Source organism: Microbacterium sp. PAMC21962 (assembly GCF_019443465.1).
Lineage (GTDB): Bacteria > Actinomycetota > Actinomycetes > Actinomycetales > Microbacteriaceae > Microbacterium > Microbacterium hominis.
This window is the reverse complement of the sequence record NZ_CP080381.1, coordinates 2,675,265-2,696,039: the sequence shown is the minus strand read 5'-3', so window position 1 is coordinate 2,696,039 and position 20,775 is coordinate 2,675,265. Positions and strand designations below refer to the sequence as shown.

General features: G+C 71.2%; 9 protein-coding genes. 1 reads left to right on the top strand and 8 read right to left on the bottom strand.

Translation table 11 applies throughout. From position 1 onward, the window contains the following. Positions 1 to 30: 30 nt before the first annotated feature. From KY498_RS12800 to KY498_RS12775, 6 genes are all read right to left on the bottom strand, one after another. Positions 31 to 6,063, bottom strand: a complete 6,033-nt coding sequence (locus tag KY498_RS12800) for an Ig-like domain-containing protein (protein WP_258186416.1) — start codon at positions 6,061 to 6,063, stop codon at positions 31 to 33. A 212-nt stretch (positions 6,064 to 6,275) separates the two neighbouring features. After that, the gene (locus tag KY498_RS12795) at positions 6,276 to 8,630 is read right to left on the bottom strand and encodes an excinuclease ABC subunit UvrA (protein WP_191009192.1); all 2,355 of its coding nucleotides are present in this window, start codon (positions 8,628 to 8,630) and stop codon (positions 6,276 to 6,278) included. Positions 8,631 to 8,692: 62 nt separating this feature from the next. After that, positions 8,693 to 9,271 carry a DNA-3-methyladenine glycosylase I gene (locus KY498_RS12790; RefSeq protein ID WP_060961087.1) on the bottom strand — a complete coding sequence of 193 codons (579 nt, stop codon included), beginning with the start codon at positions 9,269 to 9,271 and terminating at the stop codon, positions 8,693 to 8,695. Positions 9,272 to 9,592: 321 nt separating this feature from the next. Continuing rightward, positions 9,593 to 11,698 carry an acyl-CoA dehydrogenase gene (locus KY498_RS12785; RefSeq protein ID WP_191009193.1) on the bottom strand — a complete coding sequence of 702 codons (2,106 nt, stop codon included), beginning with the start codon at positions 11,696 to 11,698 and terminating at the stop codon, positions 9,593 to 9,595. Between the two features lie 278 nt (positions 11,699 to 11,976). Next, positions 11,977 to 13,761 carry a glycoside hydrolase family 3 N-terminal domain-containing protein gene (locus KY498_RS12780; protein WP_191009194.1) on the bottom strand — a complete coding sequence of 595 codons (1,785 nt, stop codon included), beginning with the start codon at positions 13,759 to 13,761 and terminating at the stop codon, positions 11,977 to 11,979. Next, on the bottom strand, positions 13,758 to 15,062 hold the full coding sequence (locus tag KY498_RS12775) for an MFS transporter (protein ID WP_191009195.1): 1,305 nt from the start codon (positions 15,060 to 15,062) through the stop codon (positions 13,758 to 13,760). Before KY498_RS12775 ends, KY498_RS12780 begins: the two co-directional genes overlap by 4 nt. Positions 15,063 to 15,197: 135 nt before the next feature. Here KY498_RS12775 and KY498_RS12770 point away from each other — a divergent pair, with 135 nt between their 5' ends. Beyond that, positions 15,198 to 16,514: a TetR/AcrR family transcriptional regulator gene (locus KY498_RS12770; RefSeq protein WP_191009196.1), complete on the top strand. Its 1,317-nt coding sequence runs from the start codon at positions 15,198 to 15,200 to the stop codon at positions 16,512 to 16,514. 709 nt (positions 16,515 to 17,223) lie between these two features. On the opposite strand, the gene KY498_RS12765 is transcribed toward KY498_RS12770, so the two are convergent. Beyond that, the gene (locus tag KY498_RS12765; protein ID WP_191009197.1) at positions 17,224 to 18,552 is read right to left on the bottom strand and encodes a CotH kinase family protein; all 1,329 of its coding nucleotides are present in this window, start codon (positions 18,550 to 18,552) and stop codon (positions 17,224 to 17,226) included. Between the two features lie 67 nt (positions 18,553 to 18,619). Continuing rightward, positions 18,620 to 20,764: a DNA helicase RecQ gene (gene recQ / locus KY498_RS12760; RefSeq protein ID WP_191009198.1), complete on the bottom strand. Its 2,145-nt coding sequence runs from the start codon at positions 20,762 to 20,764 to the stop codon at positions 18,620 to 18,622. Positions 20,765 to 20,775: the final 11 nt, after the last annotated feature.

Genomic DNA, 20,775 nt, shown 5'->3' with positions numbered 1-20,775 from the left:
TTCCTTGCTGTGCGAGTTCGTTCGTGGACGTCAGTTCCGTGGCCACCAGGACGTCTCCGTGTCGACGGAGCCACCCCAGCCGAGGATGTCGACCCACACGTCGTAGCCGTCGGCGCCGAGGAAGCACTCCAGCTGCTTCGAGCCGTTGGCGGGCAGGTCGAAGGGACCCTGCCACGTGTTGATCGGACCGTTGCCGCCGCTGCGGTAGCAGTTGATCTTGTAGCTGCCGGCCGGGAAGTTCTGGGTGTTGACGACGAACTTGTAGCAGCCGTTGACACACCCGTTGTTGACGAAGTCGCCGCGCGTGACCCACACCCGCGGTTTCGGCGGATCGGCGGTGCGCGCCGAGTCGGAGGCCGTCGTCGTCTGGCCCGCCGCGCTCGTGCGCACCTCGATGCTGTGCGTCTCGGCATAGCCGTAGCCCCGGGTCAGCGATCCGTTCGCGTCACGGCTGACGAGCCCGCCGTCGATGTACACCTCGGTCGAGATGTCGCGCCCGTTGCGGCCCGGCGACGACCAGGAGTAGGTGATGTTCGTGCCGGATGCCGACGCCCGCGCCGACGGGTTGCCGATCGGACCGTAGGGGGCGACGGCGTTGGACTCGTTCGACGCGCCGCTCGCGAAGGAGCTTCCGTCGACGGTCGACACGGCGCGCACGCGGATCTTGTAGGTGCCGTTGTTGGCCACCTGCGACCCGCTGATCGTGCCGGAGCCGTTGGTGCCGCCCGACGCCCAGGAGCCGCTCCACCCGCCGTTGTTGACCGAGTACTCGTAGCGGATCTCGTTCGCGGCCGCACCGTTGCCCGACCCGGCCGTCCACGTGACGCCGACCGCGTTGTTGCCCTCGCTCGCCGCGACACCGGTCGGCGCCGCCGGAGCCGTCACACCGCGACGCGGCGCCGACTGCGGGCTGCGCTCGCCCCAGCCCGCCTTGTTCTGCGCGCGCACGTCGAACGTGTAGTCCGTCGTCGAGGTGTCGACGACGACGGCCTGACTGGTCTGGCTGCCCGAGACGGGGACGGTCTTCACGACCGATCCCCCCCGCAGCACGCGCAGCTCGTACGCCGAGATCGTGTCGCCGTTGTTGGCGGGGGCGCTCCAGTCGACACGGATCTGAGCCTGTGAGCCCACCGGGTCGAGAAGCGTCGTCGTGGGCGCGTTCGGCGCCGCCGGCGGCGCGGCCGGCACCATCGAGGCCGACCAGGCACTGAACTCGCTCGGCTCCGGCGCGCGGTTGTGCGCCCGGACGCGCACCTGGTACGACGAGCCGTTCTCGAGGCCGTCCCACACGATCGTGGTGCCGGTGACGCCGGTCTTCTGCACGATGCCCGACGGCGGCGCGGGCGAGATCTCGAGCGTGTACGACTCCACCGGAGAGCCCTCGGTGCGCGGCGCCACCCACGAGACGGTGAGGCTGCGGTCGCCGAACTTCAGCGTCGGCGGCGCGGGCGTGTCGGGGCGGACGTCGGGACGGGCGGTCTCCGACGGCATCGACGGGTCGGACGTGCCGACCTTGTTGCTCGCGGTGACCACGAAGTTGTACTCGACGTTGTTGGTGAGCCCGTCGAGGGTGCACGTCGTCGACGCGCACTGCTTCATGTAGTTGTTCGCCGTCGAGGTGACCGTGTACCCCGTGATCGGCGAGCCGTTGTCGGTCGGCGGCGTCCAGGAGAGCACGACGGTGCGACTCTGGATGCTCGACACGACGGGCCGGCCGGGAGCGTCCGGCTTGCCCTGCACCGTGATGCGGATGCGTCCCTCGACGGCGCGGTCGGGGTCCCCCGTGGCATCCATCACGCGGTAGCGCGCGACCACGACGCCCACGAAGGCCTTGTCGCTCGTGACCTCGACGCGGTCGCCGCGGACGGCGACCTGCGCCTGGCCGGTCTCGAGCGTGGCGCTCTCGACCTTCAGCGGGGTCTCCGGGAACGGGTTGACATCGTTGTCGAGGACGGCGACGGACTCGGTGGAGCCCTGGTTCGACTGGGCGATGACGTCGTCGTTGGCGCTGGCCAGCGGCCGTGTGGACGCCGTCACGGTGATCGAGATCGTCGCTTCCGCCGGCGGCGTCGTGCCGTCGTCCGCGGTGACGGTGAGATCGGCCCGCGTGCCCTTCTTCGTCGACGCGGATGCCGACACCTTGAGCTGGGTGCCGTCGACCGCGGCGGTGAGCCCGTCGGGGGTCGATCCCTTGATGCGGAACGTGAGCTTGCCCTGGTCGCCCGGGTCGGGGTCGCTCGCCAGCGCCGCGAGGTCGAGCACCGTCGCGTCTTCTCCGGGCGAGACGTTCATCGACGCGCCGAGCATCGTGGGCGACTGGTTGTCGGGCGGGAGCACCGTGATCGGGATGGTCAGCGTCGCCTTGCGGCCGGTCGGATCGTCGGGGCCGTCGCCGTCGGTGACCTCGAAGGTCAGCGCATCGGAGCCGAAGTACCGGTCGGCCGACGTGTACACGAGGGTCTGCTGATCCTTGATCAGGTTCGCGCCGTTCGCGTGCACGGCCGTGACCTTGGCGGCCTCGGTGATGACGACGCCCTTGCCGCCGGCGGCGCGGACGTACTGCGAGAGAGGCAGCTCGATGGTCTCGCCGCTCTTCACCTCGACGGGCTTCGTCGAGATCAGGCTGGGCGGCAGCTCCGACAGCGCGGGCACCCGGATGAACGCGGAGTCGGTGAGGCCGTCCGGGTCGGTCACGGTGTAGGTGATCAGCTGACGCTGGTCGCCGACCTCGACCCGCACGGAGCCGTCCGCGCCGACGCGGGCGGTCTCGCCGCCGACGCCGAGCGTGACGGTCAGGTCGGCCTTCGTGCCGTCGGGGTCGTCGTCGTTCTCGAGCACCGCGATCTCGGCGGTCGTGCCGTCCTTGACGTCCTCCGCCCGCACGCGATCGTCTCGCGCGATGGGTCGCTCCAGCGGCACCTCCGGGTCGACGGTGATCTGCACGCTCGTGCTCGCCCGCGCGCCGCGCGCGTCGGTGATCGCGTACTGCAGCGAGGTGTTCATCTGCTCTTCGGGAGCGGTGATCAGCAGGTACTTCCCGCTGATGCGCGCCTTCAGGCCGGCGACGTCGGGAAGCGTGATCGGGTCGTCCTCGGCGAAGCCGAACTCGTCGCCGTCGGGGTCGGAGTCGTTGGCCAGCACCGGCACGGCGACCTCTCGGCCGGGCCGGATCACGACGGCGTCGCGCACGGCGTAGGGCGCCTGGTTGACCGACGCCGCCGGGGCGATGCCCACCTGGATGGTCGCGGTCGCGTCCTTGCCCAGGCTGTCGCGCACGCGGTACGAGAAGGTGTCGACGCCGACCGCGTCGCCGAACGCCTCGTAGGTGAACGAGTTGGCCCCCGTCTCGGCGATGCGCCCCTTCTTGGGCGCTTCTGCGATGCCGATCAGCTCGACGGAGTCGCCGTCCTGGTCGATCCCGTCCAGCGGCACCGGGATCGTCACCGTGGCCCCGCTCAACGTGCGCGCGGTGATGTCGTGCGGCTTCGGAGCGGAGTTCGCCTCGTCGTTGCGGGGCAGGATCTGGATCGTGACGTAGCCGGCGTCGCGCTGGCCCGACGAGTCGACCGCCTCGTACGTCACATAGACGGTCTTGGGCGTGTCCCCGGCACGGAAGCGCACCTTGTCCTCCGAGACGAACGCCGCGCCGTCGGCGGGGTCGACCAGCGGGGCGACGAGATCGGGAGCGACGTGGATGGTGTCGCCGTTGGGGTGGTAGTCGTTCGCGAGCACCGGGATGGTGACGGTGTCGCCGACGCGCACGACGGCCTGGTCGTCGTTCGCGACCGGCGGGCGCAGCTTGGCGGGCGGCGGCACGGGGATCACGACGATCTCGCCGGTGGCCGACCGCGACCCGTTCGAGATCGTGTACCCCACCCGCACCTGCTTGTTGAGCGAGCCGACGTCGCTGATGCGCACCGTCTCGTGGCCGAGGACGGCCGCCGCGACGCCCGAGCCCGGCTCGGACGTGACCGACTGCACCACGAGGATGCCGCCGCCCGGGTCGGTGTCGTTGGACAGCACGTTCACGAGCACGTCGCCGCCGACCGGCAGCAGCGCGATGTCGCGCACCGCGACGGGCGGGAGATCCTCGTTGGATGCCGGGAGCACATCGACGCGGACGAGGCCCGGAACGGAGTTCGGGCCCGCCGACACGAGGTACTGCGGGTAGTAGGTCCCCGGGCTGGCCGCGGTGAACGTGAAGGTCTTGTTCGCGAAGTCCGGAACGATCGTCGCCCCCGGCACCTCGTCGACGCGCGTGAGGCGCAGCGGCTCGCTGCCCGAGCTGGTGTCGTTCGTGAGGGGGGAGACGGTGACGGTGCGGCCCGCGCGGGTGACGACGTGATCGGAGTTCGTCACCGGCAGCGTGGTGCCGAGCGGCCGGATGTCGTAGCGGGAGACGCCCGGACCGTCGGCGGAGCCGTCCGAGACCAGGATCGGCACGTCCTTCCGACCCTGGGTGCCGCCGATCGCGCGATACGTGATCTGGCCGTCGGGGGTGAAGTCCGCCTCGTCGCCGCCGTCGGCCGCGACGTCCTTGAGGAAGATGTCGTCCCCGTCCGGGTCGATCCAATCCGAGAGCACGTTGTACGACGCGGTGCCTCCCGACTCGACCGTGATGGGCGTGGTGCGCTTCTGCACGGGGGCGGAGTTGACGTCGAAGGGGTGCACCGTCACCGTGACGGTCGCCGATGCCTCGCCTCCGCGCCCGTCGTCGACCGTGTAGCGGAAGCTCGTCGATCCGGTGGCGTCCTCCGGCGTCGTGAACTGCAGGGCCGCGCCGTTGTTGATCGGCTCGACGCTGCCGAAGCCGGGGGTCGACGACGCGGCGGCCACGAGCACGTCGCCGTCGGCGTCGGTGTCGTTGTCGAGTACGGGCAGCACGGTCGTGCGGCCCGGCCGCACGCCGTACTCGTCGTCCTGCGCCACCGGGGGCGTGTTCTGGTCGGTGCGCTCCGGGAGGGTGGTCTGCACCGTCTCCTCGGTGGTCTCCTCCTCATCGTCGCCCTCACCCTCGGGCGGCGTGATGTCCTGCCAGTTGTCGACGCGCTGCATCGAGTCCGACGCCATCCACGCCGCCCCGCCGAACACGTCGTTGAGGACGACGACATCGCGGTTGACGCGGAAGCGGAGCACGCTCGTGGGCTCGATGCCCGGCACGTCCTGGACGACGTCGTCGGCCTCGCCGGGGCAGTCGCGGACGAAGCGTCCGCTGCCCGACCAGGCACCGTACGCGCACCCCGCGACGTAGACGGGCTCGGCGGGTGCGCCCTCGGCGCTCCCGGCATCCACGGTCTCCGGGTCACCGCCGCCGATCGGGACCCGCACGAGAGCCGTCGGCGTCGCGAGGGTCACGGCGCTCGCGGTTCCCGACGGCTGCTGGAGGACGGCGCCGCGGGGCACCTGCACGCGGGAGCCGTCGCCGCCGTAGAGGGTGTCGGTGTCGTGATCGAGCACGTACGGCGTGGTGCCGACGACGGTCAGCGACAGCGTGTGGTCGGCGGAGACGCCGTCCAAGTCGCGCGACGACTTCTGCACGGTGGTGCTGTCGTCGCCCGGGCCGTAGGAGCGCAGCACCGCGTCGGCGGCCGACGCCGCGTACACGGTCCCGTCGACGCCGACGGCGACCTTCGCGTTCTTGCCCTCGTCCGCCACCGGTTCGGTGCCCTCGGCCCCGATCCCGCTGATGGCCGTGAAGGGGCTGGTCCAGAGCGCGCCGGTCGGCTCGAGCACCGCGACCGTGTCGGCACCCATCGCGACGGCGGCGCCCGGCTTCAGCTCGGCGGAGTCGGACAGGATCACCCGTGCCGGATCGATCGCGGCCATCGAGGATGCCGTCGAGTCGACGACCAGCACCCGGGTGCCGCTCTGCAGCAGGTCGTAGTCGGCGGTGCCGTTGCGCAGGCCGCCGTCGAGGACGCGCGAGGAGTGGTTGAAGTGGCCGATGAGCAGGCTCGACTGCTTGGTGACCCACACACCGCCGTCGTTGAGGTCGACCTCAGTGGTCGGCTTTCCCTCGTACGAGACGGCGAAGAAGCCCACCACCAGGGCGGCCGCCGTCACGGCAGCGGTCGAAATCAGCGTGCGCGGACGCGCGCGAAGCCACGCAAAGGACTTCATTGTGGGCTCGGCTCCCCTCCGGGCTCGTTGTTTGCGTGGCGTCGGGACCTGTTGCTGAAGCAGGCGCACACGTCGTGCAGACCCGGATAGCCTACGTCACAGAATTCACGGCGGTGCACCCTTGCGCATGGGGAGAACTACCCACTATTGGCTCGTCATCCTCCGACGTACGTCGCGAGATGACGGGCGGTCAGCGTCTCGCGCTGCGCGACGAGCGCGGCCGGCGTCCCCTCGAAGACCACCCGTCCCCCGTCGCGGCCGGCCCCGGGGCCGACGTCGATGATCCAGTCGGCGTGCGCCATGACGGCCTGGTGATGCTCGATCGCGATCACCGAGTTTCCGGCATCCACCAGCCGGTCGAGCAGCGCCAGCAGGTTGTCGACGTCGGCCAGATGCAGCCCGGTCGTGGGCTCGTCGAGCACGTAGACCGCGCCCGGCTTCGCCATGGCGATCGCGAGCTTGAGGCGTTGGCGTTCCCCGCCGGAGAGCGACGCGAGCGACTGGCCGAGGGTGATGTAGCCCAGGCCCACGTCGATCATGCGGACGAGCACCGCGTGCGCCGGCCCCTTCCCCACGAAGGGGGCCGCCTCGTCGACCGGCATGGCGAGCACCTCGGCGATGGTGCGCCCCTGCCAGCGGTACTCCAGCACCGTGTCGCTGAAGCCGCTGCCCTCGCACAGCTCGCACCGCGTCTCGACGCTCTGGGTGAAACCGAGGTTCGTGATGATGACCCCGAGCCCCCGGCACGCGGGGCACGCCCCCTCCGAGTTCGCGCTGAACAGTCCGGGCTTCACGCCGTTGGCCTTCGCGAACGCGGCGCGGATCGCGTCGAGCACGCCGGTGTAGGTCGCCGGGCTCGACCGGCGGGAGCCCTTGATGGGCGTCTGGTCCACGACGACCACGCCCTCGAAGGCGGGCAGGCTCCCGTGGATCAGGGAGGACTTGCCCGAACCGGCGACGCCGGTGACGACGGTGAGGATGCCGAGGGGCACGTCGACGTCGACGCCCTGGAGGTTGTGCAGGCGCGCACCGCGGATCGGCAGCGCGCCCCGGGCGCCGCGCGTCTCGGGCTTCAGTCGGGCGCGATGGTCGATGTGCCGGCCGGTGACGGTGTCGGACGCGCGCAGTCCGGCGACGTCGCCTTCGTACGTGATGCGCCCGCCGGCCCGCCCCGCGCCGGGTCCGAGGTCGACGACGTGGTCGGCGATCGCGATGACCTCCGGCTTGTGCTCGACGACCAGCACGGTGTTGCCCTTGTCGCGCAGCAGGAGCAGGAGGTCGTTCATGCGCTGGATGTCGTGCGGGTGCAGACCCGTCGTGGGCTCGTCGAACACGTACGTGACGTCGGTGAGGCTCGAGCCCAGATGGCGGATCATCTTGGTGCGCTGGGCCTCGCCGCCGGACAGCGTGCCGCTGGCGCGATCGAGGGACAGATAGCCCAGCCCGATCGCCACGAACGAGTCCAGCGTCTGGCGCAGCCCCGTCACCAGCGGCGCGACCGACGGGTCGTCGATCGTCGCCACCCAGGCCGCGAGCTCGGTGATCTGCATCGCCGCGGCATCCGCGATGCTGACGTCCGCGATCTTCGACGATCGCGCCGCGTGGTTGAGTCGCGTCCCGCTGCATGCCGCGCACGGCATGAACTTCACCGCACGGTCGACGAAGGCCCGGACGTGGGGCTGCAGGCCCTCCCGGTCCTTCTGCAGCATCGACTTCGTGATGCGCGGGACGAGTCCCTCGTAGGTCATGTTGATGCCCGCGATCTTCACCTTCGTCTGCTCCCGGTGCAGCAGCACGTGCAGCTCGTCGTCGGTGAAGTCCGCGATGGGCTTGTCGGGGTCGAAGAACCCGGACTCGCTGTAGCCCTTCACCATCCAGCCGTCGGGCGTGTAGCCGGGAACCCGGATGGCGCCCGCGCGCAGCGACAGCGAGCGGTCGAGCAGCTCGTCGATGTCGATGTCGCTCACCTGCCCCAGCCCTTCGCACGCGGGGCACATGCCGCCGGTGACCTCGAACGAGCGGCGCTCGGTCTTGCCGTCGTCGGCGCCGACGGCGATCGTGATCGCCCCCGACCCCGAGACCGACGGCACGTTGAACGAGAAGGCCTGCGGCGAGCCGACGTGCGGCCGGCCGATGCGGCTGAAGAGCACCCGCAGCATGGCGTGGACGTCGGTCGCGGTGCCGACCGTGGAGCGCGCGTTGGCGCCCATCCGCTCCTGATCGACCACGATGGCCGGGCTCACGTTCTCGAGCGCGTCGACGTCGGGGCGACTCAGCTGTCCCATGAACTGCTGCACGAACGTGGGATACGTCTCGTTGATCAGCCGCTGCGATTCGGCCGCGATCGTTCCGAACACGAGGCTGGACTTGCCGGAGCCGCTGACGCCGGTGAAGACCGTCAGCCTCCGCTTCGGGATCTCGACGTCGATGCCCTGGAGGTTGTTCTCACGCGCCCCGACGACGCGGATGCGTCCGTGCGAGTCGGCGACGTGCTCGGATGCGGGTGCCATGGCGTCAGTCTGCCGCGTGGGTGCGACACGGCGCACCCCTCCCGGCGGTCAGGGTGCGTCGATCAGGGTGCGCGGTGACACCCGTGAAGGTGGTCGTCGACCATCCCCGCCGACTGCATCAGCGCGTACATCGTGGTGGAGCCGACGAAACGGAACCCCGCCGTGCGCAGCGCGGCGGACAGCGCATCGGATGCCGGGGTCACCGCCGGCACGTCCGCGAAGACGCGCGGCCGCTCCGCCTCGGCCCTCGCGTCGGGCGCGAACGACCACATCAGCGCGTCGAGCTCACCGGGACGCATGTCGCGGACGAGCCGCGCGTTGCCGATCGTCGCGAGGATCTTCGCGCGGTTGCGGACGATCCCGGCATCCGCCATCAGCCTGTCGACGTCACCGTCGTCGAAGCCCGCGACGACCTCGGGGTCGAAGCCGGCGAACGCCTCGCGGAAACCGGGACGCTTGCGGAGGATCGTGATCCACGACAGTCCCGCCTGGAAGCCCTCGAGGCTCAGCTTCTCGAAGAGCGCGCGGTCGCCGTGCAGCGGCCGGCCCCACTCCTCGTCGTGGTAGCGACGGTACTCCGGGTCGTCACCGACCCAGCCGCACCGCGAGACGCCGTCGGGGCCCACACGCAGATCACTCACTCCGTCAGGCTAGCCGCGGGCGCCGACACCGCGCGGCCGCGTCGCGCCGTCGGGAGCCCCGGCATGACCGGGGTGTCGGGGACGGGCGCCGAGGTCCGGGTCCCGAACTCCTCCAACTCGCTGCGGTCGCGGGGCAGGGACGCTCGGACGCGGCCCACGCCCCCGCGCGTGGAGGAGTCCGGCACACGCGCGGGGTCGGCCGGCCCGCCACTCACCACCACCACCACCGAGCCGCTACCCCGTGACCGAGCCGTCACACAATGGCCCGGCCGCGCCGTAGCGGCTCGCGCGAATCGTGTCGGCTCGCGGGGCGTCGCGGGGCTACTTCTTCTTCAGGGTCTTCTCTGAGACGGGGGCGGCCCCCGAGGCGGCGAGGTCGGCGTAGTAGGTGCGGGCCTCCTCCTGCCGCTCCCGCTCGGCGCCCGAGGCGATCGGCGCACGCACGTGCTCGGGCGCGAACCCGAACGCGTCGACGAGGTCCTGCGCGTGCGGGCGCAGGCGCAGGAGCAGCCGGTCGATGTACTTCGACACGGAGGCCGCTCGCTGCGCCGACAGGCGCCCGTTGATCAGGTACCAGGCGAGGTGCTTCTCGATCAGGTGCAGGCCGAACAGGTCGCGCAGCCACGTGAGCACCTGAGCCGTGCCGGCATCCGAGACGCCGGCGATGCCGTCGCTGAACGCCTCCCACTGCAGCAGCTCGCCGTGGGCGCGCGCAGCCTCGATGAGCTCGGCCTGGTTGGCGTTGAAGATCGCCGCCGCCTCGGCCGGCGAGGCCTTGGATGCCGGGCGCAGCCGGCCCGCGATGTCTTCGATCATCTGCTGTACGCGTCCGGCCAGCAGCTCGTGCTGCTGCTCGGCCCGCAGACCGAGCTCGACGGACCGCGCCGTCGAGCCCAGGTCCGTCACCGCCTGTCCGAGCTGGCGCAGCCCCGCGCCGTGGAACACCTTGCCGGCCGTCTGCCTGGCGGCGAAGGAGGCGAGCTTGGCGGCATCCGCGCCCCGGAACTGCTTCGCGAAGTCGCTGAGCAGCCGCTTGCCGACGAGCTGGAGGAGCACGTTGTTGTCACCCTCGAAGGTGACGTAGACGTCGAGGTCGTGGTGCAGCCCCACCAGACGGTTGTCGGCCATGAAACCCGAGCCGCCGCACGCCTCGCGGCACTCCTGGATCGTGTCGAGCGCGTTCCACGTCGACAGCGGCTTGAGGGCCGCCGCGAGGGTCTCGAGGTTCTCGCGCTCCTCGGGGGTGTCGGTGCGGCCGCTGAAGACGCCGTCGAAGGTGCGCAGCAGCTCGTCGTTGGAGAAGAACTGCGCGTACACCTGCGCCAACCGCGGCAGCAGACGCCGCTGGTGCTTGCCGTAGTCGAGCAGCACGACCTCGTCGCTGCCGGAGCCCGAGTCGAACTGGCGGCGCTGGCCCGCGTAGGTGATCGCGATGTTCAGGGCGAGGGCCGTCGCCGTGGTCGCGGCGCCGTCGAGCGAGACGCGTCCCTGCACCAGCGCGCCGAGCATCGTGAAGAAGCGGCGGCCGGGGCTCGGGATCTCCGAGGTGTAGGTGCCGTCGGCGGCGACGTCGCCGTAGCGGTTGAGGAGGTTGAAGCGCGGGACGCGCACGTGGTCGAAGGCGAGCCGGCCGTTGTCGATGCCGTTGAGGCCGCCCTTCACGCCGTCGTCCTCGCTCTGCACGCCCGGGAGCATCTCGCCGTTCTCGTCGCGGATGGGGACGAAGAAGCAGTGCACGCCGTAGTTGACCCCGGCGGTGATGAGCTGGGCGAACACCGTGGCCGCGCGCCCGTGCAGCGCGGCGTTGCCGAGGTAGTCCTTCCATGCGCCGCGGAACGGCGTGTGGATGACGAACTCCTCGGTCTCGGGGTCGTAGGTGGCGGTCGTGCCGATGGCCGCGACATCGGAGCCGTGGCCGATCTCGGTCATGGCGAAGGCGCCGGGGAGCTCGAGGTCGATGACGTCGCGCAGCCACGCGTCGTGGTGCTTCTCGGTGCCGAGCTGGTAGATCGCCGAGCCGAACAGGCCCCACTGCACGCCCGACTTGATCTGCAGCGACGGGTCGGCGAGGACGAGCTCCATGAAGCCGGCGAGGTTGGCGCCGTTGTCCTCGAGGCCGCCGTACTTCTTCGGGAACGCGCGGCGCGATCCGTTGTTCTCGACGAGCACGCGCAGCTGCCCGAGGACGCGCTCGCGGTGGTCGGCCACCGACAGCCCCTCGATCTTCCACATCGCGGGGTCCTTGATCATCTCGCGGGCCTCGCGCCGCGTGTCGGCCCAGGTGCCGAGCAGCAGGTCGGTGACGGTGTCGACGTGGATGCGGGCCTCGTGCGCCTCGGCCGCGGTGTGCGCGGCGGTGGGGGCTCCCCCCGCGGGAGTGCGCGTGTTCGTGGCGGGCTTCTTCGGACGGACGGCGGCGTCGGTCATCGGCGTACCTTTCGACAGCGGACAGCAGAACTCAGTCTCGACGGTAGGAGGGCTACAACACCGCCGCAAACCCGTTGCGGGCTCTCCACAACGCTCGCGACCGTCGCGGCATCCGGACCTGTATGGAACCCACACCCACGCTTCGTGAGACTGAGTCTCACGGGCACGCAGGGTGCGGGCCGCCGCGGAATCGGAGCACCAAAACAGAATCGGATGCCGCGCGCCGCGGCATCCGATTCTGTCGCCCTCCCCCGATCAGGCGAGACGGCCACGCGCGGTCAGAGATCGACGCCGTGGCCGAAGCGGAACAGCGGGTCGATCGTGTCGAACGGGACGTCGGGACGCGAGGCCTCCACCGCGGCCATCGACCGCGGCAGGTCGAAGGGGAGCCGTCCGCGGGCGACGGCCCGACCCGAGAGCACGTCGAGCAGCGCGGCGGAGCTCGCACCCCAGTTGCCCGTCACCGTCACGCCCAGCTCGACCAGCGGCGTGAGGATCGCGGGACGGTCGAGGAACACGTCGACGACGGTCGGCACCGCGGCCGCGACCTCGGCGACGTGGGCGACGACCTCGTCCGGGAAGTCGAGCGACCCGGCGTGGAAGAAGTTCTCGAACATCGAGCCGCGCTGCTCGTACGGCGCCTGCAGGCGCAGCACGGCGACGTCGGCCTCGCCCGGTGTCGCGACGACCTGCCCGTACTGCGCGGCGAGGTCGGCGTCGATCCCCTCGACGTAGAGCTTCGGCTCGGGCCCGAACGGCACCGCGTCGGTCGCGGCGAGCACCGTGATCGCCGCGCGCTGAGCGGCGTCGCCCGCCGCCCGGAAGTCCGGGGAGCCCACGATGCGATCCGCGGCGTCGACATCGACGTACGGGTCGTCGAACAGGCCGAGCAGGAACTTCTCCCGCAGCAGGCGCCGGGCCGAGACGTCGAGACGGTCCTCGGCGACGACCCCGTCGGCCACCAGCTGCAGCAGGATCTCGGTGCAGCGCTCCCCGCCGAACTGGTCGGCGCCCGCATCGAGCGTCTTCGCCATGCGCTCCGCCGGGGTCAGGTGCTCGACGCCCCAGGCGCGGGCCGGGAACGGCGTTCCCATGATCTCGCTGTCGGTGAGCAGACCCCAGTCCGTGCAGACGATGCCGTCGAACCCGAACCGCTCCCGCAGCAGACCCGTGAGCACGCTCTTGTTGAACCCGAAGCCGACCTCCTCGTACTGCGTGCCGACCGGCATCCCGTAGTAGGGCATGACCTGGCGCACGCCGGCCGCGAACGCCGCCTCGAACGGCTTCAGGTGCAGCTCGAACGCGTCGCCGGGGTACACCTGCTCGCGGCCGTAGGCGAAGTGCGGATCCTCCCCGTCCTTCTGCGGCCCGCCGCCCGGGAAGTGCTTGACCATCGTGGACACCGACCCCGCCCCGACGCTGTCGCCCTGGAATCCGCGGATGTACGCGGCGCCCAGCCGCGCCGACAGCTCGGCATCCTCTCCGAAGGTCTGCAGCTGACGCGCCCAGCGCGGCTCGGTCGCGAGGTCGACCTGCGGATGCAGGGCGACGCGGATGCCGACGGCCGTGTACTCCTGCCGCGCGATGTCGCCGAAGGTGCGCACGAGCTCCTCGTCGCGCGTCGCCGCGAGGCCGAGCGCGTCGGGCCACTGCGAGAACGGGCCCGAGAGCATCGCGGTGCCGGGGTTCTCGGTGAAGGAGTGGCGCGGGTCGGTCGAGATCGTCACGGGGATGCCGAGACGCGTCGAGGCCGCGAGCTCCTGCAGGCGGTTGTGCCACTGCGCGATCTCGCGCGCGGTCGGGGCGACGCCGAGCAGGTTGAAGTGGGTCATGTGCCGCTCACGCACGTACTCGTCGGTCGAGGGGAGCCCGAAGGCGGGGTCGCCGTCGGAGAGCGCGCCGTCGGGACCCATCGCGATCATCGTCTGGAAGAACAGGCCCGCCTTCTCCTCGACGGTCATCTCCCCCAGCAGCAGCTCGACGCGCTCGTCGATCGGAAGATCGGCGTCGAGCCAGGGCCGCTCGATCGCGGTGGGCGGGGTCGTCGTGGTGTCGGTGGTCATTTCACTCCCTTGATGCGGTAGACGAGGACGGCGCCGGCGAGGGCCACGAGGGCGCCGAAGAGGTAGTACGTCGTGTAGCCCCCGAGCGGCGTCGCGGCGCCGAGCGCGATGATCGACGGCGCAATGGCGGGCGCGATCGACTGCGGCAGCGCGTTGGCGATGTTGAGCACGCCGAGGTCTTTCGCGACGTCGTCGGGGTTCGGCAGCACCTGGGTCGCGAGGGCGAGATCGACGGAGAAGAACGACCCGGCGCCGAACCCGATGATCGCCTGCGCGACGATGAGCACGGGGATGCTGGGCGCGAAGGCCAGCAGCACGAGGCCGACGACCATGATCAGACCGGCGATCGCGACGAAGGGACGCCGCTTGCCGATGCGGTCGGACAGGATGCCGCCGAGCGGGCTCGACACCATCATGGCCGCCATCGACGCGAGGTTCGCCACCAGGATCGTCGCGATGGCTCCCTGCTCATCGAGGCCGAACTTCTCCACGAGGTAGAACGGGAGGAAGGTCGCGATGCCGGCGTAGCCGAACATCACCAGGAACTTGGTGAGCCAGGTCCAGCCGAAGTCGGGGTGGGCGGCGGGGTTGAACACGAACGAGCCGAAGAACTTGCCGATCGTGAAGCGGTCGACGGGCTTCTCCGTGCGGACGCGGTCCTTGAGCATGACGACGAAGACGACGGCGAGCACCGTCGAGATCAATGCCGGCACGAGGAAGCGGAGGAAGTCCTCGGCGATGAAGTTCATCAGGAAGCTGCCGCCGAGGATGCCGAGGGGCGTCGTGATGCCCACGAGCCCCGAGACGGCGCCGCGACGGGCCACCGGCACCTGGTCGGGCAGCGTCGCGTTGGCCGCCGCGAGGAGCGCGTTCATCGCCGCCTGCGCGAGGCACCATCCCACCAGCACGACCCACACCGAGGTGGCGGCGCCGATCAACGCGAAGGCGCCGAGACCGACGATCGCCCCGCCGAGGATCCACGGCCGCCGCATGCCCCAGCGCGACGTCGTCCGATCGGAGAGGCGTCCGGCGAGGGGGTTCGCGACGAGGGCGAACAGCGCACCGACGCCCAGGACCAGCCCGAGGTTGGCGGTCGCGGCGGCGGCATCCGTCGAGATGTGCTGGATCTTGAACGCCATCGACACCATGACCGGCGTGAGCAGCGCCAGATAGACGCCGAAGTTCACGGCGGCGAGGCTCGCGGTGTAGCCCCGCGGCGTCTTCGACGGGGTGGTGCCCGGCGTCCGGATGCCGGTCGTTCCGACGGCCGCGGCGGTCGCAGCCGGTGACAGCTCTGTCATGGAGAGTCCTTTCACAGCGATGTGAGGGTGAGACGCGAGGTCTCGAGGGACACGGTACACGAAACCCGACCGATTGGTAACTGAATCCTTCGGGAGGGCAGGGGCCGCAGTAGGGTGGTCTCTCGGGAGGCGAGCATGACGACGAGCACGCCGCAGCGCACACGCAACGCCGCCGCCACCCGCGACCGCATCGTGGAGGCGGCCCGAGACGTGTTCGTCTCGCGCGGCTACCGCGCGGCATCACTGCGCGACGTCGCCGCCGCCGCCGGAATCACGCACCCCGGCCTGCTCAAGCACTTCGCCTCGAAGGATCTGCTCCTGACGGCGGTGATCGCCTCCTTCGACCGCGCCACCGAGGAGGCGCTGCTCGACGGCGACGCCGTCCCCGCGCCGGGCACGCTGATGTTCGCCGCCATCGCGGCGCGCAACGAGGGCCTCGAGGGCTACCTGCCGCTGTACGCCGCACTGGTCGGCGAGAGCTCGACGCGGGACCACCCCGCCCACGCCTACATGCGCGAGCGCTACGCGCGGCTGCGCGAGTTCTCGGTCGTCGCCCTGCGCGACGCGGCCGCCGCCGGCACCGTGGATCCGGCGCGCGACTTCGAGGGCGAGGCCGTGCGCGTCGCGGCCGTCTGGGACGGCCTGCAGCTGCTGGAGCTCTACCTCCCCGACCGCGTCGACCTCGTCCCGTTGCTCACGGAGGTGCAGCACGCGCTCGCGACGCCCCCCGGATGGCACGGGGATGCCGCGGCCACGACCGTGGGCCGGGGGTCTGGGGGTTCCGGGGGGTCTGGTTCCGGGGGTTCTGGTTCCGCCGTGTCCGTCTCGTGGCAGCCGCTCGACTCGGCATCCGCCGACGAGACCGGCACCGACGGCTATCGGGTCGGCCGCGAGCGCCGGGCCCGCATCCTCCGCGACGCGACGGCCCTCTTCGCCCGCGACGGCTACGCCGCCACGAGCCTCCGCGAGATCGCGGAACGTGTCGGCGTGTCCAAATCGGCCCTGCTGCACCACTACTCCTCCAAGGACGCGCTGCTCGGCGCCGTCCTCGCCGAGCGCGACCGAGCCGTCTCGGTCGAACCCCTGGAAGGACTCACCCGCGCCGCCGACATCCTGCGCGACATCCCCCGCGGTGCCGCCGCCAACGCGGCCACCGCACCCGGACTGATCGAGGTCTACGCGGTGCTCTCGTGCGAGGCCCTGCCCGACGACCACCCGGCTCACGACTACTTCGAGCGCCGGTTCACGCTCGCGATCGACCGCCTCGCCGCGATGCTGAGCGCCGCGCGCGACGACGGCGACCTGCCGGCGCACCGCGACCCCGAGCGCGAGGCGATCCGCCTCGTCGCACTGTGGGACGGCCTGCAGTACCAGTGGTTGTACGACCGCGAGAGCGTCGACGTGGCCGCGCACCTCGCTGCCCACCTCGACGACATCCTGCCCCGCCGCTGACCGCCCGGGCCGGGGCCGCTGCCGCGCCGCGGCGGATTCGGAGGAGCGCAGCAGATTCGGACCACATGCGCTCCCGCATCCGATTCCGGCGCGCGCCTCCGACTCCGCGGCGGGGGGGCGGGCGGTAGGGCTCAGGCCGTGCGGGCAGGCGGCCGAAGCGGGCACGCACACCGGAAGCCGCGTCGAGTGCTGGATGCCGCGCAGCGGATGCGGAGACCGCAAGCGGATTCGGACCAGGGCAGCCCCGGCATCCGAATCTGGTGCGCGCCTCCGATTCCGCGGCGGCGGGATGGGCGGGAGTGCAAGCGGTCGCGGGGCGGGTGGGACACAGACCGGATGCCGCATTGCGCAGGCCGGCACCCGTGTCGAGTGCTGGATGCCGCGTGCGCAACGGATGCGGAGAACGCAAGCGGATTCGGATCAGGGGAGCCCCGGCATCCGATTCTGCTGCGCGCCTCCGATTCCGCGGCGGCGGTGCGGGAAGGCGACGGAGCAAGCGGTCGTGAGGCGGGCCGGACACAGACCGGATGCCGCATTGCGCAGACCGGAACCCGCGTCGAGTGCTGGATGCCGCGCAGCGGATGCGGAGAACGCAAGCGGATTCGGACCCGGGCAGCCCCAGCATCCGATTCTGGTGCGCGCCACCGATTCCGGGACGACGGGCCCGGGCAACGACGGGCCCGGACCCAGCCCGGCCCCCGCCCGGGGGTCAGGCGCCCGCTGCGGAGAGGATGGCCGCGGCATCCGACTGGACGGTCGACGCGTCGACGAGATCGCCGGCCTGAGCGGTCAGCAGCGCCGTCCACGCGTCGACCGAGGTGGACAGCGTGCCGTTCGCGACCAGCGTCTGCTGCAACTGCGTCTTCTTCTCGGCGATGAGCTGGGCCCACGTGCTGTTCGCCTCGAACGCCGTGACGAGCGGGTTGTCGGAGGCTCCTCCGCGCACGCCGCCCCCGCCGGCCGCCCCACCGTCGGCCTGCCCGCCCGGAGCCCGCCCGCCTCCCGGCGCGGCACCGCCGCCTTGACCACCCCCACCGACGTTCTGCACCCCGAAGGCGAGGTTGTGGTCCCACGCCACGACGGTGAACCGTTGGGTGCTCGAATCCCAGAACAGGTACGCGTTGTTGCCGGGCCCCGAGATGTCGTCGAAGTTGTCGATGGCCTCCTCGAGGGCCAGGTAGGTCGCGAACGAGTCGACGTCGAGCAGCGTGGGGAGCTTCTCGGCGATCTCGTCGGCCGTGCCGTTGTTGACCAGATCGAGCAGGGTGACGAGCGGCGCGTAGTCCTCCGCACCGGCCTCGATGTCGAACGAGGCACTGTAGTCGCCGTCGGCCCCCGCCCAGTCCCAGTTCCCGTCGGCATTGGCCTTGTAGAGCACCGAATCGGCACCGGCGTCGGGGAAGTTCTCGTCGACCCACGAGTCGTTCAGCGCCTGGACGCTCAGCCGCAGGACCTCCGTGCCGCCGTTGACCGAGAACCTCGTCGCGGCGGACTTCTCGGAGGCGAGACCCGCCGCGGACAGCGCGTCGAGCGCGACCGCCTCGTTCATCGACGTCGACGAGGAGTTGGCGCGGATCGTGAAGTCAGTGACGCCCGACGCGTTCTGGCCGTCGACGTACTTGTCCAGGCGGATGCGCCACGGCAGCGTCGACGCGTCGCTGTCGCTCGTGATCCCCTTCAGGGTCGAGTTGCCCTTCAGCTTGATGCCGACGTTCTCGTAGGCGACGCCGTCGATCGTGACCGTCGCCGTGAGCCACTCCTTGTCACCCGCGGACAGGTAGGTCGCGAGCATGTCGGAGAGCGCATCGGCATCCACCTGGACCGACACCGTGTGGACGGTCGACGTGTCCCAGAGCGACCCCGAAGCGTCCGCGACGACCGTCTCGGAGCTCACCCCGGTCGACGTCGGCATCGACGACACCGTGTCGAGGGCGGCGAGCGAGCCACAGCCCGCGAGGCCGAGCGTGAGCACCACGGCGGTGACGGGCAGCAGCACACGACGTGACGGGTGGACGCGCGAGCGGGATCGATCGGTCATGCAGACCACCCGAACATCCGCGCCTATGGTTCACGCCTCCCCGGGCTGTGGAGCGCGGGGACGGTTCCTATGAACCTGCGATGACAGCGAGGACCGCCTCGCCGTACGCCTCGCGCTTCTTCGCCCCGATGCCCGTGATGCCTTCCAGCGCGGCGACGGATGCCGGGCGCTGCGCGGCCAGCGCCCGCAGGGTCGCATCGCCGAAGACGATGTAGGCCGGCACTCCCTGCTCCTTCGCCGCGCCGGCACGCCACGCGCGCAACGCCTCGAACAGGTCGCGGTCGCCGTCGGCGACGGCATCCGCGGCGGGGGTCTTGCGCACCCGCACCGCCCCGCCGCCCTTGCCGAGCACGTCGCGTCGCAGCGGCACGGCGAGCTCGCCGCGCAACACCGCCGCACCCTCCTCGCCGACGGCGAGCACGCCGTATTCGCCCCGCGCGACGATGATGCCGCGGGCGAGGAGCTGGCGGATCACGCTGCGCCAGTCCTGGTCGCTGAGGTCGGCTCCGAGCCCGTACGTCGCGAGGGCGTCGTGACCCTGCTGGCGGATGCGCTCGGTCGACGCGCCGCGCAGGATGTCGACGAGGTGCCCGGCGCCGAACGCCTGGTTGCGCTCGCGCTGCAGGCGGACGATGGTCGACAGGAGCTTCTGGGCGGGCACGAGCCCGTCCCAGGTGTCGGGGGTGTCGAGACAGGTGTCGCAGTTGCCACACGGCTCGGAGCTCTGACCGAAGTAGTTGAGGAGGTTCTGGCGGCGGCACGACACGGTCTCGCAGAGGGCGAGCATGGCGTCGAGATGCTGGCCGAGGCGCATCTTGTACGACCGGTCGCCCGGTGACTGGTCGATCAGGCGGCGCTGCTGCACGACGTCGCCGAGGCCGTACGCCATCCAGGCCACCGCGGGCTCGCCGTCGCGGCCGGCGCGACCGGTCTCCTGGTAGTAGCCCTCGACGGACTTCGGCAGGTCGATGTGCGCCACGAAGCGCACATCGGGCTTGTCGATGCCCATGCCGAACGCGATCGTCGCGACCATCACGACGCCGTCGTCGCGGAGGAAGCGCTGCTGGTGACGCGCGCGGATCGCGGCATCCAACCCCGCGTGATACGGCAGGGCGTCGACCCCCTGCGTGCGGAGGTAGTCGGCGGTCTGGTCGACCGACTTGCGGCTGAGCGCGTAGACGATGCCGGCGGAGCCCGCCGGCTGCGCGCGCACGAACTGCAGCAGCTGCCGGCGCGGGTCGACCTTCGGCTCGATGCGGTACTGGATGTTGGGCCGGTCGAAGCTCGCGACGAAGTGGCGCGCGTCGGGCAGTTGCAGACGCTCGGTGATCTCCTGGTGCGTCGCGCGCGTCGCCGTCGCGGTGAGCGCCATGCGCGGCACGCCCGGGAACCGCTCGGCGAGGTCGCCCAGCGCGAGGTAGTCGGGGCGGAAGTCGTGGCCCCACTGGCTGACGCAGTGCGCCTCGTCGATCGCGATGACGCTCAGCCGACCGCGCTGCAGCAGCGCCGTCGTCGCGGGTGCGCTCAGCCGTTCGGGGGCGACGTAGAGCAGATCGAGCTCTCCGGCGAGGAAGTCCTGCTCGACGCCCGCGCGCTCAGCGGGGTTCTGGGTGGAGTTCAGGAACGCGGCGCGCACGCCGTTGGCTCGCAGGGCGTCGACCTGGTCGTGCATCAGGGCGATGAGCGGGCTGACCACGAGCCCCGTGCCCGGGCGCACGAGAGCGGGCACCTGGTAGGTGATCGACTTGCCGCCGCCCGTGGGCATGAGCACCACGGCGTCGCCGCCGGCCACGACGTGCGCGACGATGTCGGCCTGGTCGCCGCGGAACTCGTCGTAGCCGAAGACCTCCTTCAGGACGGCCGTCGGGTCGGTCGACCGCGGCGGACGGGCGACCCCGGCCGCGGGCCGCGCTGCGGGGGCGTGGGCGTGGGCGGTGTGGGATGCCGCGGCGGAACGGCCAGCGTATGCCACGCCCCGCGGTGACGCGGAACGGCCAGCGGATGCCGCGCCCCGCGGCGGGGCGACATCGCCACGAGATCCCGGGCCCTCCGGCGACGCCGCGGTGTCACGCGTGGCGCGCGCGAGGGCACCGGCATACCCGTCGTACTCCGGCGGCGGCGGCACATCGAACTCGTCGGGCGGGGTCAGCTCATCGACATCCCACGGCACGTCCGCATACGGGTCGTCGTCGCGGTGGATCGATGCAGTCACCCGTCCAGGCT

Bases quoted from the DNA above. Each gene is read 5' to 3' on its own strand.
- KY498_RS12795 (WP_191009192.1), bottom strand. From the start codon at position 8,630: ATGGCACCCGCATCCGAGCACGTCGCCGACTCGCACGGACGCATCCGC.
- KY498_RS12785 (WP_191009193.1), bottom strand. From the start codon at position 11,698: ATGACCGACGCCGCCGTCCGTCCGAAGAAGCCCGCCACGAACACGCGC.
- KY498_RS12780 (WP_191009194.1), bottom strand. From the start codon at position 13,761: ATGACCACCGACACCACGACGACCCCGCCCACCGCGATCGAGCGGCCC.
- KY498_RS12775 (WP_191009195.1), bottom strand. From the start codon at position 15,062: ATGACAGAGCTGTCACCGGCTGCGACCGCCGCGGCCGTCGGAACGACC.
- KY498_RS12770 (WP_191009196.1), top strand. From the start codon at position 15,198: ATGACGACGAGCACGCCGCAGCGCACACGCAACGCCGCCGCCACCCGC.
- KY498_RS12765 (WP_191009197.1), bottom strand. From the start codon at position 18,552: ATGACCGATCGATCCCGCTCGCGCGTCCACCCGTCACGTCGTGTGCTG.